This window comes from Bythopirellula superficialaquae (assembly GCF_059632245.1).
The window spans coordinates 4,975,996-4,990,051 of record NZ_CP197426.1 but is presented as its reverse complement, the minus strand read 5'-3'; the positions used below and the strand labels follow the sequence as shown (position 1 = coordinate 4,990,051).

Below are 14,056 nucleotides of genomic sequence, written 5' to 3'. Positions count from 1 at the left end.
TTGATATTTGGGGGCCGAGTTGCAGGTTGCGAAAACTTGTCGGACAATAACGCAGAGATTTGATTAACAAAGGATTTGTCTCGCGTTCTTTGAACGGAGAGGGATAACGATGAAGTTCATCTGGGCAGCAATTTGTTTGATTCTCATTCCCTCGGCTAGCCAAGCCGCCGAGGTGGTGATCTCCGAGTTTGAACTGCAGGACTATCTGGGCGCAGAACACAAGCTGAGCGATTGGGAAGACAAGCCGATCGTGGTTGTGACGTTTTTGGGAACGGAATGCCCGCTGGCGAAACTTTACGGCAGCCGTTTGGCGGATATGGCCAAAGAATATGAAGCCGACGGCGTGCAGTTCGTTGGCGTCAATTCCAACCAACAGGATACGCTCCGCGAGATCGCGCATTACGCCGAGAAGCACAAGATTGAGTTCCCATTGCTTAAGGATTCCGCGCACACGGTTGCCGATCAATTCGGGGCTGAACGTACCCCCACGGTGTACGTGCTCGATCAGGATCGCCAGGTTCGCTATAGCGGACGCATCGACGACCAGTTTGGGGTGGGTTACAGCCGGAGCGAGATCAAGCAAAACAATTTGGCCAATGCGTTAGAAGATTTGCTTGCCGGTCAAGAAGTTGCACTCCCCGAGACCGAGGCGGTTGGCTGCATCATCGGGCGTAGGAAAAAGGTCGAGCCAACGGGCGACATTACGTACGCCGAACATGTTTCGAGATTGATTCAGCAACACTGCGTGCGCTGCCATCGCGAGGGACAGGTCGCGCCGTTTGCACTCACGAGTTATGACGAAGTGGCCGCATGGGCGGAAACGATGCTTGAAGTGATCGACGACGGGCGAATGCCGCCGTGGCATGCCGATCCGAAAGTGGGTCACTTTTCTAACGATGCTCGCATGAGCGACAAGGACAAGCAAACATTTCACCAGTGGGTCGACAATGGCATGCCCGAGGGGGATTCCAGCAAGCTACCCGCGCACTTGGATTTCGTCGAAGGTTGGCAGATCCCAGAACCAGAAAAAGTCTACAAGATGGAAAAGGTGTTCACCGTTCCCCCCAAGGGAACCGTGCCCTATGTCTATATGGTGATCGAGCCCAGTATGCGGGAAGACACTTGGATCTCCGCTGCGGAAGTTCGGCCGAGCAACTATGCCGTGGTGCATCATGCGATCGCATTTTTCATTCCACCCGATCGCGATTTCAAGGCGAGCGACCCGCTGATCAATTCGATTGGCACTTATTCGCCAGGCATGCCCCCGGCGTCATGGCCCAAGGGATATGCTCGTTTTATTCCCAAAGGGGCGAAGCTCGTTTTCCAGATGCACTACACGCCCAACGGCAGCATACAAACCGATCGGTCCGAACTGGGCTTGGTTTATGCTGATCCGGCGGAAGTGAAGAAGAAAATTGAGTACGACGTGGCGGTGAATCCGAGATTCAACATTCCGGCGGGGGATCCGAATTATCATGTCCCAGCCGAACATCGCTTCCGTGAAGACAAGATTCTGCACATGCTCGTGCCGCACATGCACCTCCGCGGCAAGGCCTTCCGCTACACGGCTAACTATCCCGACGGCACGCAGGAAGTGTTGCTTGACGTGCCGAACTACGATTTCAATTGGCAGAATGCCTACGTCCTCGCCGAACCAAAACTCATGCCCGCGGGCACGGTGATGCACTGCGACGCCTATTTTGATAACTCGGCGGACAATCTTATGAATCCCGACCCCACCAAGGATATCCATTGGGGGGATCAATCGTGGGATGAGATGATGATTGGCTCGATGGTTCTCACCGAGCCTGACGCAGAGGTTGAGCGGGAAGCCCGTTCCACAGATTCCACGACCCAGCAATAATCGCTATCAATCAACCTCGATCGACTCGATCCGTTCGCGCGGAATCCAGACGTGTTTCGTGGGAGTGTTCGGTGAGTTCGGATCGGGCACGGTTTGTAGCACGATCCATCGTTCGCTTTGTTCGGTAATTTTGCCGATCCACTCAAGCGGCTCGTCACTAACGGCTTTCACGGTGCAGGTAACACCCAAGGGCGGGGCATGAAGCTCCCGCGCGCGCCGCGCCGAATTCTCGCTATATTCGGACCAGTAAGAAAATCCGCTCCAGAGGATCATTCCCGCCACCAACAGCAAAATGGCTGTGCGATAGCGAATGCGGAAGAAGGAGCGAGGTGCAGTTGCCATGGCCGTATCGTAGCATTTCGCTGGAAGGAACAGTACATCAAGCCGTCACAATCGTGGCGAGCCACTTAATGCGTAGGTGGTTTGCTTCTCTGGAGACACATCTCATCTTGGACGATACCGAACGATGAGGCACAGTACATTCAATCAGATTGTTGAGGAATCCACGCCATGTTTCGTTCTCTATTCTTGGCACTGGGTGCTTACACCTGTTTGCTCGGGGTCGAAGCCATAGCCGTTGAAAAGGCCGTGCTGAAGGAGCCCGCCGAGGGTCAAAAAGCCTTCATCGAGCAACGCGAAATCGTGCCGCCGGTCTGGGCCCCTTCGGTCTTGCTGGGGGGTGGTGCCGTCGTGGTGCTCTATTCGTTCACGATTCCCAAGCGGATGAACGGTTAGGCGAACCGAGCTGGGTTCAAATTTGTCCAGAGACTGTGCTGGCGGTCTCGTCGACGGATTTCTCTGTTTTTCCGGAGAAAATCACCATTTTTCTTGGAACCACGGCCGATTTGGCATACCCTGGAAATCCTTGTTTCAAGCCGCAAGTCGGTTTAAGATAAAGGGTTCGAGTGTTTGTTGGTTGCTTGAATCAACAGGTTTATTTTATTCGTTGGATTGAGGTGCATCGTGGCTACAGTGGAAAAGCAAAAGAAGACTCCCCCTAAGACTGACCTAATGAGTGGTGCCGACATTCTGGTCGAATCCTTGGTCAACTTGGGTGTCGACCAGATCTTTGCTTACCCGGGCGGTTGCAGCATGCCGTTGCATCAGGCGCTCACCCGCTATAGCGACAAGCTTCGCACGATTTTGCCCCGTCACGAGCAAGGTGGTGCGTTCGCTGCCCAGGGCCTGGCTCGCAGCACCGGCAGGGTGGGTGTTTGTATGGCCACGAGTGGCCCTGGTGCCACGAATCTCGTGACCGCCATCGCCGATGCCAAGCTCGACAGCATTCCGCTGATCGCAATCACCGGCCAGGTACCGACCAAAGTGATTGGCTCGGATGCGTTCCAAGAAACTCCGATCGTCGAAGTTTGCCGCGGCATCACCAAGCATCATTATCTGGTGACCGACGTCAACGACGTGGCCCGTGTGGTTCGCGAGGCGTTTTTAATCGCCACGTCGGGTCGTCCTGGGCCCGTGTTGATCGACATGCCCAAGGACGTGCAGATGGCGTATTGCACGCCTGACTACACATCACCGCTCAACCTGCCCGGGTTCAAAGCCGAGAATCCGAAGGCGCGGCCCGAACAGATCAATCAGATTGCCGCGGCGATCAAGCGGGCTCGCCGTCCCGTGATTTACGCCGGTGGTGGCATAATCACGGCCGAGGCGAGCGAAGCGCTGCGGACATTGGTCAAGAAAACCGGCATCCCGATCACAACCACCGTGATGGGGCTCGGGGCCTATCCTTCGACGGATCGCTTATCCCTCGACATGCTGGGCATGCACGGGTCGGTCTATGCGAACTACGCCGTAGATGAGGCCGATCTGCTGATCGCCTTGGGCGTGCGGTTCGATGATCGCGTGACCGGCAAGGTCGAAGAATTCTGCAAGCATGGCAAGATTATTCACGTTGATATCGATGCGTCGGAACTCAACAAGAACAAGCTCGCGCACATTCCCGTGTGCAGCGACGTGAAATATGCCTTGGATGAATTGAACAAGATCGTCGAAGCCCCTGAAGATATTTCTGAATGGGTCGAGAAGTGCCTGCAATGGAAGGCCGACGAGCCGTTTAAGTACGATACAGCTTACGAAGGAATTTTGCAGCAATCGGCGATTCACACGTTGTGGCAACTTACCCAGAAGTACGATCCGATTATTTCAGTGGGTGTGGGCCAGCACCAAATGTGGGCCGCGCAATTCTACAAGTTTGTTGAGCCCCGCCGTTGGCTCTGCAGCAGCGGCCTGGGAACGATGGGGTTTGGACTTCCCGCCGCGATGGGCGCGCAAGCCGCCAATCCTGGGCGCTTGGTGTTCGACATCGACGGCGACGGCAGCTTCTTAATGAACATTCAAGAGTTGGCCACCTGCGCTTGCGAAAAGCTGCCGGTGAAGGTGTTGCTGCTCAACAACCAGCACCTCGGCATGGTGGTGCAATGGGAAGATCGCTTCATGGCCGGCAACCGGGCACACACGTATCTCGGTCCGATCGACAACCCTGAATGGCGGGGTGAAGGGGACGGCATCGGTCCCCGCGAGCGCAGCAACCGCTATCCCGATTTCGTGACTATCGCCAAAGGGTTTGGCTGCGGCGGAGCGTATATTCAAAGGAAAGTCGATCTCATACCCGCCATCGAAGAAATGATCGCACACGATGGGCCCTATGTGCTCGACGTGGCCGTGCCGTATCAAGAGCACGTGCTTCCGATGATCCCCGGCGGCCAAACCGTGCGGGATATCATTAAGGAATAGCCGCGTTAGTTCCGGCCGAGAGTCAGATTACCCGGGCTATTTGCAACGACGCCCAAGTGCAAACAGCAAATGCAATAAAAAAAGGCTGGTGAGAATCGCTTCTCACCAGCCTTTGTATCTTTTTCGTTAAGCCGCGAGTGGCTTACTTCTTTTTCTTTGGTGCTTCCTTAGCGGGTGCAGCGCCCTTGGCTGCTGCGCCCTTGGCACCTTTTGCACCCTTGCCCTTGGTTGTTGCATCTTCTTCCTTCTTTTCCTTCTTTTTCTTCTTCAGCTGAAGCTTACGAACACGCACCTTGGCCAGACCCAACGGGGAATCGCCCTCGGTCCAGCGGTCCATTTCCTTGAGCTTCTCAAGACGTTCAATCCGCGTGAGCACGCTGCGACTGGAGGTCGCACCGCGGCGAACTTTCAAACTTTTATCGATGGTCATCTCACTCAACTCCCGAAGATCCACGCCCTCAGGCGTGGCAAATCAATTTGGTCGAATCGACCAGTATAAACCGCTGTTTAGTATTCCGGCAAGGGTGGTCAGGGCAGACTAAGGCGATTAAAAACCGGTCTATTTTCGCCGCAAATTCGAGGGGTGGTCCGCTTTTTCATGGGCGACATGCGAAATTGCCGACAAAAATTGCTTCATCGACGAGGTGCGCGTCTCGGGGTTGGGAGACAGGCAATGGTGGATCGCCTTGGCCACGTCGGGATGGATATCGGCCACATGCTTGGTGAGTGCCGTGGGCTCGGACTGCCCATTGCTCATCGCCGCCAAGCCGTCCCCGGTGCCGCGCTGCCAGGGAAGGTCGAAGGCAAACATTTCGTACATCGACACGCCAAAGGCGAAAATGTCGAGCCGTTGGTCGGTCGGTTTGCGGCGGACGACCTCGGGGGCCATGTAGTTGGGTGTCCCCGTGCGGATGCCCGGCTGCATGAATTCCTTGCGCGACGGTACGGTCAGGCCGAAGTCGATCAGTTTGAGCGAGGTCACATCGGCCGAACAGACGAAATTTCGCGGGCAGATGTCGCGATGGATGTAACCCGCTTCGTGCACAACTTGCAGGGCTTCGGCGGCTTGTCTCATGAGGGCGACCCGATTGCCGTCGAGTTGCTTACTCTTGCCGATGATCAGCGAGTTCAAGCCGGGGCCGTCGAGAAACTCCATCACGATAAACTGCTGACCTTTGGAAGTGGTGCCGTAGCCCATGGTTCGCACGATGCGGGGGTGCTGAAACAACATCGCGATTTCGCCTTCCGAGGGCTTGTTCAAGCCGCGGAAGCGCATTTCGAGCTGCTCGGTCTTTTCCTTGTCGAGGATTTTCAAGCCGACGATCTGATCGGTCTCGCGGTCGCGAGCCTTGTGAAAGTCCGACATCGTGCCCGAGACGGCATCGCGCAGGATTTCATAGCGCTTGGCAATATCGACTTTGCCGCCATCGAGAATCGATTTGAAAAACGAGCCAATCCCCATCTCGGATCCTATTGCGAGGCCCTAGAAATTCACCCCCCACACCGCCATCTTTTAATCTACGACCCAGAGGCCCTCCCGACAAGAAACGAAGCGTGCCGGGGGGTCCCCCACACTGCCCGGGGCCGGGGTGGGGACCACCCGGCTCACTGTTTTCTACAATCGCTGGCATTTTCCCCGGATTTGGGTGATAATTATGTGGCTGGTCCGCCAGGTGTCAGGAACAATTCTTTTGAGGCGACGCGGCGGCGTGAGCCGGAACAAACTTTTCGAGGAGAGTCTCATATGAAACTTCCAGCGGCAAAATTGTCAGCGGGTCGCGGTTTCACTTTGGTCGAGCTGTTGATCGTGATCGCCATCATCGGCACGCTCGTGGGCTTGCTCTTGCCGGCGGTTAACGCGGCGCGTGCGCGGGCTCGCCAGGCGCAATGTCTTAATAACATCAAGGAACTTGGTACGGCGATGGTCAGCTTTGCCACGAAACACGACCGATTTCCCGGCTGGGCCGAATCGGTGAAGACCACTCTTCCAGCAACGGTTGTGGGTATGGATGCAGACCGCACGCCAGCCAACGGCTTTGATCTTGGCGTGACTTGGGCATTTAAGATATTGCCAGAAATCGATCAGCAAACTCTATCAGAACAGATAATAACGAACAATAACGGTGCGGGACCGGGACTCATGGATTCCAATTCTTATTACCTAAAACCTCCGCGCATCGAGGTTTTTGCTTGTCCCGACGATGTTGGTACCAATGAAGAAATTGGGAAACTCACCTATGTCGTGAACACCGGGTATTTCGATCGTGATAGTAGTGGCGACTACATCCAGGACAAAAAAGCGAATGGGATTTGTGACGATTTAAGGCCAGGACGAGGGAATGCCAAAGTTAGGCTTGGCGCCGACATTAAGGATGGCGGCTCAACCACGTTGCTTCTTTCCGAGAATATTCATAAAGATGAAAATTACTGGAAAGACGATTCGATTTATAATACTTGGATCGCCCCAATCTCTCGTTACCCCTCTGAATACATGAACGGCGGCAACGCTGAGCAGATTTATGGCATGGTGTGGGTCTTTGATAATTCTTCCCCTAATTTACCTTCGAACCAAGCACGCCTTAACAAGCTACCCGATTTGCTCCCTAATTCCTTTGAATCTGAACGACAGGGGTATGCTCGCCCTGCAAGCGAACATCCTGAAGTCTTTAATGCTGCTTTTGTTGGAGGTTCGGCAAAGTCAATTAATGAAAATATCGAGTACCGTGTCTATCAGCAGTTGATGACTCCTAATGGTGCCAAGGCCGATGCACTTGATTACACGGGAGCTGACAAAGCGACAATTTTGCGAAATTTCATGAATCCACCGCTCTCGGAGTCAGACTTTTAGTTCGATCTGAGTGATGCGACGTCCGCTTTGAGTATTTACAAAAAGCCCGGAGAGGAACTCTCCGGGCTTTTTCTTTTTTACAATCACGTCAACTAATTACCAGCGGCGTCCGCCGCCACCGCCGCTGCGGCCACCGCCGCCACTCCGTTCAGCTTTGGGGCGAGCTTCGTTGACGGTCACGGTGCGACCGTCGATCTCCTGGCCGTTGACGCTATCGATCGCGGCCCGCGCTTCGTCCTCGTTGTTCATCGTCACGAAGGCAAATCCGCGGGGACGGCCCGTTTCGCGATCCATCACGATAGCCACTTCTTCCACTCGTCCGTGATCGCTGAACGCGGTCTCAAGACTTTCCTGGGTGGTCGAATACGATAGGTTACCCACATACAATTTCATCTCACGGACTCCAAAAAGACGGGCCCTTTGCCACGTGCGACAAGATTATTTAGTCTGACGAGAAAAGTGCCGGCACTCGCAAGACGGTACTTTGGCGGCGAACACCAAGGCCGGGGGAGGAAACACCCTCTTGCGCTTAAAAAAAGACTCCCACTGCATTTGCGGCTCGAAAAGCTTTGTAGCGCGCGTGCCGCATGCGACGCACCATGGTTCGCCATTCTAACGACTTGGTAGGCCGTGTCGAGAATATCTTGCCATGAGCTAGGATTTCGGATTGAATTCTTCGCAAAAGCACCACTTCCGGGGGGCTTTTTGATCAGTTTTTAGCGTGTGTGTTTGTCCAAAGTTACAGATTTAAAGAACCACGAATAATACGAATCTGCACGAATCAAACTGTAAATTTCAAGGGATTCATAAGCGTCTATTAGCGAGTATTAGCGGTTAATTCTTGTTCCTATTTGTGTAATTCGCGTAGTTCGCGTCGTATTTGCATCAGGATGTCGTAATAACGCCAAGCGGCGGGAGTATCGCCCTCTTGAAGGTGATCGGGCTTCAGGATGAGATCGCCGGTCGAGAGCAACACGCTTGATACAATGGGGTTCTGGCAGACCTTCGCTTTCGTCGCGGCGACGATCAAGCGATAATGTTCACCGGGTTGGTCAGGACGATAGGGAAATCGCCGGCCTTTGAAGCTGACCCAGTCGATGCCCAGTTTACGCATGTTCTCGGAAGCCAATTCGCCGGCGTGCTTGGCATCGAAAGCGACCATCTGAGCCACCTCGTCGCGGGTAAACTCCCATTTCACTTCTGGATGATTGTTGCGTGGGTCATCTGGACCTTCCGGATATTTCATCGATTGCCAAAACCCTTCCAGGCTCGCATAGCGTTTGTCGCAAAACATAAATGATGCCGCGGCAAAATTGGACAGTAGCCCCAGTTCGTTGCGTTTCGATAAGATCACTTCGCCATCTTGGGTGGCCTGCGGCAGGATTTCCCATGCGGGTTTGTTGGGATCCTCGATCGCCGACCACCAGTGACGTGGATAAACACGTCCTGATTGCTTGCCGAGAAAAAACTCAAGCGGAATATCGACCCGCGCCCGCCATGCTCGCTCGGAATGGTCCGCACCGGCAAACTTACAGGTGAGCCAATTGCAACCGCGGATATAACCCCGCGCGGCGACGGCGGCGTCCATCATCCACTGAAAGCGTTCGTAATCTTTGTCGAGCGTCTCGGTGCCGAAGTCAAAATAAAGTTTGTGGCAGCGCGGGTCGGGAAGGCGATTTCGAAAGGCGTCGACCAACATGCCATCGCCCAGCGGATAGTGACCTGAGATGCTACCTGCTCCGCCGAAGACTTGGGGATACTCGCAGATCGCATAAAGCGAAATGAATGCACCCGCCGAGGAACCCATGGTGAAGGTGTTTGCGCATTTGGGTTGCGTGCGATAGGTCTTGTCGATGAACGGCTTGAGTTCCTCGACAAGAAATTTGAGATAGTCGTCAGCACGCAAATCATCGAGTGTGAGAGCCTTGTCGCCATGCCCCAGGTCGTTGAGGATTTTATCGCGGAGCGACTCATCGGCGAGTTCACGAAACGCGCGTTCCGGCAGATATTCTTTGGTCCGATCCATCGTGTTCCAGATGCCGACGACGATCGCTTCGCGAATCTTATTCTCGGCAATCAGCTTGGTCATCGCTTCGTCGACGCCCCAGTCAACACCGATGAACGATTTGCTGGGATCGAAAAGATTCTGCCCGTCGTGCATGTAGACGACCGGATACCGCTTGTCGGGATCGGTGCCGTAGGACGGCGGCAGCCAGACGTCGATGTGCCTGGAGGCTAGATTTTTGGCGGGAAAGTTGGGGTGATGCTCGATTGTGCCCGTTACCCCCGACGGGCTTTCGGCGAGCGCAGCCGGACTTAGCCACAGCAAAATCACAATCCAAAATGGCATACTTTTCACGAATGGGCCTCCAAAATGGCTTGCCTCATATTCCAGCACTCCTTGCCAATTCGCAAGGTAAATCTGTTGGGAATCAACGAAACAATGGTTAGAATGTGGGTCGATCGCGAGTCAGGCGGCCTCGCATTTTTCTTTCCCTAGAACTTGCGCAAGGTTTGCGTTTATGCCGACGACTGAAGAATCAGTGGGGCCCTATGTATTGGGCCGTTGTTTGGGCCGCGGCGGATTTGGCGCCGTCTTTGAAGCTCATCATCAAGAAACGGGCCAGCGCGTCGCGATCAAGATCTTGCACGGCACTAAGGAGATGGAGCCCGAGGTCCAGCGGCGATTTGTCCGCGAAGTGGCCTTATTGAAAAAACTGGACAACCAAAATATCGTCCGTGTTTATGAAGCGGGACTCCACGAAGGCAGTATCTACTGTGCCATGGAGTTGGTCGAGTGCGGCACGTTAAAGGACGTCCTCAACTCTCGCTATCGACTCCCCTGGCGTGAAGCCGCCGAAGTGACGGCACAGGTTTGCCGGGCGTTGGCTCATGCTCATGAGCGTGGGTGTGTGCACCGCGATCTTAAGCCGGCCAATCTTTATCTTTCCGACGATGGATTGGTTAAACTTGGAGACCTTGGCCTTGCGCGCGACCTGAACGACTCGCGTCTTACCGTGGCTGGCCAAACTGTTGGCACTTGGCGATACATGCCCCCCGAGCAAATCACGGGACAAGATAACATTGATGGCCGGTTAGATATCTATGCGTTGGGGTGTATTACTTTTGAAATGTTGTCGGGCCATGTCCCCTTTGATGGACCTGACTTTGCCACAATTTTCGATCAACATCTGGAAACCGCGCCGGCGCGGCTTGATGTGTTGGTGAAAGATTGTCCTACGGAGCTTGCCGATTTAGTCGATCAAATGTTGGCAAAGAAGCCCGAGGATCGGCCTGCCAATGCGATGATCATCGCCGAAGCCTTGGAAAACCTGCTCGCAGGCAAAGCAAACGCGGTGAGTTTTAATAATGCCAAGCAACCTGCCTCGGAATCGGCGAGTGATTCGACCGTCAGCATTCCCAACTTGACCCAGCGTTTGCAAGCAGGGGGAACTGTCGAAAAAAGTGGCCCCAACTTGAAAATGCTGGGAATTGTGGCTGTCCTACTCGCCGTGATCGGCCTGATCGCCGCGTTGCGATGAATTTCATCGGCAGGCAATATTTTAAGTGTCTGCGGCGAATTGTCAATTAGAACACGAAGCCAACGCGATAATTCTGCCCTGGGACGACTCCATCTCGTTCTCTAAAATGGCGAATTCGTGGATTTCGTGTTAAGACCAACTCTTCGTAGGCCTGCGGCCAACGGACATGAATTTTTTTCCAATGCTATATGGCCAAAGTCCTGATTCCTAATGCCGACGGTTCCGACGCTCCTGGCGAAGCGGTAGTGATCGACCTCAAGCAGCCGTGGCTCGCCGGTTTGCTGGCGTGGGCCATTCCTGGCTTAGGTCACGTGTATCAAGGCCGCACGGGCAAGGGTCTGCTGTTTTTCATTTGCATCCTGGGCACGTTCGCCTATGGGCTTTACCTGGGTGGTGGCAAGGTTGTGTACGCTGCCACGAATTGGGAGCAGCAATACCGTTGGCAGTATTTGTGTCAGCTTGGCGTGGGCCTGCCAGCAACGCCCATGCTCATTCAACGTCAACGCGTTGAAAGTGGTAAGCCTCCACTATGGAATGGCTTGATGGCCCCACCCAAGAATGAGCCCACTCCCTGGAAAGACGATTCGGGCCACATGTCGACGCAGCCCAACGAACTCGCCAAGTGGACCGTTGAACTCCATCCGTTTTTCGAGATTGGAACCGTTTACACGGTCATCGCGGGGTTGCTGAATGTTTTAGTCATTTGCGATGCGGTGTCGGGGCCACTCATTCTTAAAACACATCCCAAGAAACAGGATCGTGACAAGCCGACGCCATCCGATGGCAGCTCTTAGTCGCGAGATCTTAGCATGCTTTCATTTTTGAATACTGTTCCGGTATACCCACTGCTTGCGGTGGTAAGTATGTGGTACGCCGTGCCATTGATCGTGAGCGTCAGCTTGGTCTGTGCGGCAACGCATCACGAGGAATTCCGGCCGATCGTCAATCATGCGGTCCGCTTCGCCGGCTGGATCGTGGTGTTCATGGTGGTTGTGATGGCCGTTCTGTGGCTGATGGGCAAGCTGGTTTGATCGCAAGACATTACCCATCCTTCTAGCAGTCGCTTGTCGGTGAGGCGCCGAGACCTTATGCTAAAGGCCACATTTTGCGTCCGTAGCTCAATTGGATAGAGCACTGGTCTTCGGAACCAGGGGTTGGGGGTTCAAGTCCCTCCGGGCGTACTTATCTGGTAAGGACTTACGTCGACGGCCTTCTACCCATCATCAAAAGTGTACCCAAGTTTTTTGGGTACACTTTTGTTTCTGACGCAATAGCGTGAATTGAAACTGCCATTTGCGCAATCAATGCCGGGTTCGCGACCGTAACAGACGATTGATGACGCGAGAGATTTTAGCGTCACCTCTCGCGACAGTCTTATCAGCCTTAGCCAGCCAGTACTTACGTCAACATGACGCTGGTGACGCCATTCGCTTGGCTCTAATCCGCCACTCACGCGACTTGCGCTGTCTGAAGGGCGATGCACATCTTTCGAGTCTTGAATATTCAGCCGCAAACCTACGTGTGAATATTTGTCAAAGACTTTTCGTCGTAGTTTCCGAGCAATTCGCCTAACTACGAAATTCTTTCCAGTGGAAGTGAATACTTCCGCTACTTCTAGTGGAGTCGATTGTCGCGCGACTTCGCTGCCTATCACAAGGAGATTTTATCGCGGCTTCCACACGACACATCATGAACTTTCAGAAGGTAGTCAAAATGGCCAAGCCCCAATTATTAAATTATCTCGCCGCTGCGAACCCAACAAACGTTCGCCCTCCCAGTCCTGAGGATATTGCCGAACTTGCGATTGCCAGCGGTGTGCAAAGTTTCTTGAACCAATTCAACGACCACTATATCTCGTTTCCGTCAAACACCTCTATTCCTTATGTCGAGACATTGCCTCTCAAATCGAATAATACCCAACAGCGGTTACTCGAACTAGTTCGGAAAAAATACGGCCCAAACATCAAAGTCAAACGCTCCGATCTGAAAGCAGCTGCGAGCGAGCTCGAATTGCCGGCACTGCAAAGTCCCACTCAAAGCCTTCATTGTCGATTCGCTAGCGAAGGTCATGAGTTGTATTTCGACTTGGCCGACAAAGATCATCGAGTCGTCGAAATCAATCCCAGAGGTTGGCGGGTGCAACATCAATCGCGACCGAAGTTTGTGAGAAAGGCTCACATGCAAGAGATTCAAATTCCCACTAAGGGCGGAAGCGTCGAAACTCTTTTTCAGTTTGTTCCACAGCTTAGCGAGGATGAAAGGTTGCTGTTACTGGCGTGGCTCTTGAGCGCGCTCGACCCACGTGTACCAAGTCCCATCTTGATGGTAGTTGGCCCACAAGGTTCCGCAAAAACAACCATGTGCAGACGGATCCGAAACCTAATTGATCGGAGCTCTGTGCCCGTCCTGGGCGACTATGATATGCGGCAAGCTGTCCAGGCATTGCAGAGTCATGCGATTCCTTGCTTCGAGAACGTCTCTTCGTTTAATCGGGCCACTGCCGATCTATTTTGCCGCGCAGTGACGGGTAATGGCATAGAGCGCAGAAAGCTCTTCACAGACGGCGAATCCGTGCTGTTCTCATTCCAATGTCCCATCATTGTCAATGGTTTGGCGCTGCCGAGCACAGCAGCATGTGACAAGATTAGAAGAACTGCGAAGCAAGCTAGAACCAGCGTTCAAATTCTGCCAAGATTTCTGTGACAACAACGAATCAGAATTCAAAAAGATTGTATATGGCGACGCGAATTTCGATCTTTATAAGGAATGTGGTTACGAAGACGATGATGAGCAAATGGATGAAGGCGAATAAGATTCTTCTGAGAGCGATGAGTCGAATCAAGTTTGATCACCTCATAAGTTCTTGCAAGCAAGGCTAAAGTGAGCCGACTAGATCCTGCCACCTTCACATGCCAATAGTAATCCGTAATAGAATTCAATCCGACCAAACGCATTATTCAAGGATTCGTTTAGGGTTGAGTGTAGAAGCAAAGCATTTCGAGGAATTCCTTGAATGAATCGATAGTTTTGCTACTCGTGCCGCTTTCATGA

At 53.4% G+C, this 14,056-nt stretch carries 13 protein-coding genes and 1 tRNA gene; 9 read left to right on the top strand and 5 right to left on the bottom strand.

Annotated features, from left to right (window positions below; translation table 11 throughout):
* Positions 1-109: 109 nt before the first annotated feature.
* Positions 110-1,864 carry a redoxin domain-containing protein gene (locus SH678x_RS20595; RefSeq protein WP_496920341.1) on the top strand — a complete coding sequence of 585 codons (1,755 nt, stop codon included), beginning with the start codon at positions 110-112 and terminating at the stop codon, positions 1,862-1,864.
* Between the two features lie 6 nt (positions 1,865-1,870).
* Here the strand turns inward: SH678x_RS20595 and SH678x_RS20590 are convergent, their stop codons facing one another.
* Positions 1,871-2,206, bottom strand: a complete 336-nt coding sequence (locus tag SH678x_RS20590; RefSeq protein ID WP_496920340.1) for a hypothetical protein — start codon at positions 2,204-2,206, stop codon at positions 1,871-1,873.
* 168 nt (positions 2,207-2,374) lie between these two features.
* Between SH678x_RS20590 and SH678x_RS20585 the strand changes: the two genes are divergently transcribed.
* Together SH678x_RS20585 and ilvB are read left to right on the top strand one after the other, a co-directional pair.
* The gene (locus SH678x_RS20585) at positions 2,375-2,599 is read left to right on the top strand and encodes a hypothetical protein (RefSeq protein WP_496920339.1); all 225 of its coding nucleotides are present in this window, start codon (positions 2,375-2,377) and stop codon (positions 2,597-2,599) included.
* A 276-nt stretch (positions 2,600-2,875) separates the two neighbouring features.
* Positions 2,876-4,615 (top strand): biosynthetic-type acetolactate synthase large subunit, encoded by a 1,740-nt coding sequence (gene ilvB, locus SH678x_RS20580; protein ID WP_496923089.1) that lies wholly within the window; start codon positions 2,876-2,878, stop codon positions 4,613-4,615.
* A 142-nt stretch (positions 4,616-4,757) separates the two neighbouring features.
* Here the strand turns inward: ilvB and SH678x_RS20575 are convergent, their stop codons facing one another.
* Positions 4,758-5,045, bottom strand: coding sequence for a small basic protein (locus tag SH678x_RS20575; protein WP_496920338.1), 288 nt, complete (start codon positions 5,043-5,045; stop codon positions 4,758-4,760).
* Between the two features lie 129 nt (positions 5,046-5,174).
* Positions 5,175-6,077 carry a serine/threonine protein kinase gene (locus tag SH678x_RS20570; protein WP_496920337.1) on the bottom strand — a complete coding sequence of 301 codons (903 nt, stop codon included), beginning with the start codon at positions 6,075-6,077 and terminating at the stop codon, positions 5,175-5,177.
* 282 nt (positions 6,078-6,359) lie between these two features.
* On the opposite strand from SH678x_RS20570, the gene SH678x_RS20565 reads away from it, so the two are divergent.
* Positions 6,360-7,463 carry a DUF1559 family PulG-like putative transporter gene (locus SH678x_RS20565; protein WP_496920336.1) on the top strand — a complete coding sequence of 368 codons (1,104 nt, stop codon included), beginning with the start codon at positions 6,360-6,362 and terminating at the stop codon, positions 7,461-7,463.
* A 96-nt stretch (positions 7,464-7,559) separates the two neighbouring features.
* On the opposite strand, the gene rbp is transcribed toward SH678x_RS20565, so the two are convergent.
* Entirely contained in the window at positions 7,560-7,856 is a 297-nt protein-coding gene (gene rbp, locus SH678x_RS20560; RefSeq protein ID WP_496920335.1) for an RNA-binding regulator, read from the bottom strand.
* Positions 7,857-8,310: 454 nt separating this feature from the next.
* Positions 8,311-9,813 (bottom strand): alpha/beta hydrolase-fold protein, encoded by a 1,503-nt coding sequence (locus SH678x_RS20555; protein ID WP_496920334.1) that lies wholly within the window; start codon positions 9,811-9,813, stop codon positions 8,311-8,313.
* Positions 9,814-9,985: 172 nt separating this feature from the next.
* Here SH678x_RS20555 and SH678x_RS20550 point away from each other — a divergent pair, with 172 nt between their 5' ends.
* The 5 genes from SH678x_RS20550 (at position 9,986) to SH678x_RS20530 (ending at position 13,708) form a co-directional block, all read left to right on the top strand.
* Complete coding sequence (locus SH678x_RS20550) at positions 9,986-11,005, top strand: serine/threonine-protein kinase (RefSeq protein ID WP_496920333.1); 1,020 nt, start codon at positions 9,986-9,988, stop codon at positions 11,003-11,005.
* A gap of 188 nt (positions 11,006-11,193) precedes the next feature.
* Positions 11,194-11,799 carry a DUF6677 family protein gene (locus tag SH678x_RS20545; protein WP_496920332.1) on the top strand — a complete coding sequence of 202 codons (606 nt, stop codon included), beginning with the start codon at positions 11,194-11,196 and terminating at the stop codon, positions 11,797-11,799.
* 15 nt (positions 11,800-11,814) lie between these two features.
* Positions 11,815-12,036: a hypothetical protein gene (locus SH678x_RS20540; protein ID WP_496920331.1), complete on the top strand. Its 222-nt coding sequence runs from the start codon at positions 11,815-11,817 to the stop codon at positions 12,034-12,036.
* Between the two features lie 76 nt (positions 12,037-12,112).
* A tRNA-Arg gene (locus SH678x_RS20535) sits at positions 12,113-12,186 on the top strand.
* A 997-nt stretch (positions 12,187-13,183) separates the two neighbouring features.
* Positions 13,184-13,708: an AICE element replication initiation protein gene (locus tag SH678x_RS20530; protein WP_496920330.1), complete on the top strand. Its 525-nt coding sequence runs from the start codon at positions 13,184-13,186 to the stop codon at positions 13,706-13,708.
* Positions 13,709-14,056 lie beyond the last annotated feature (348 nt).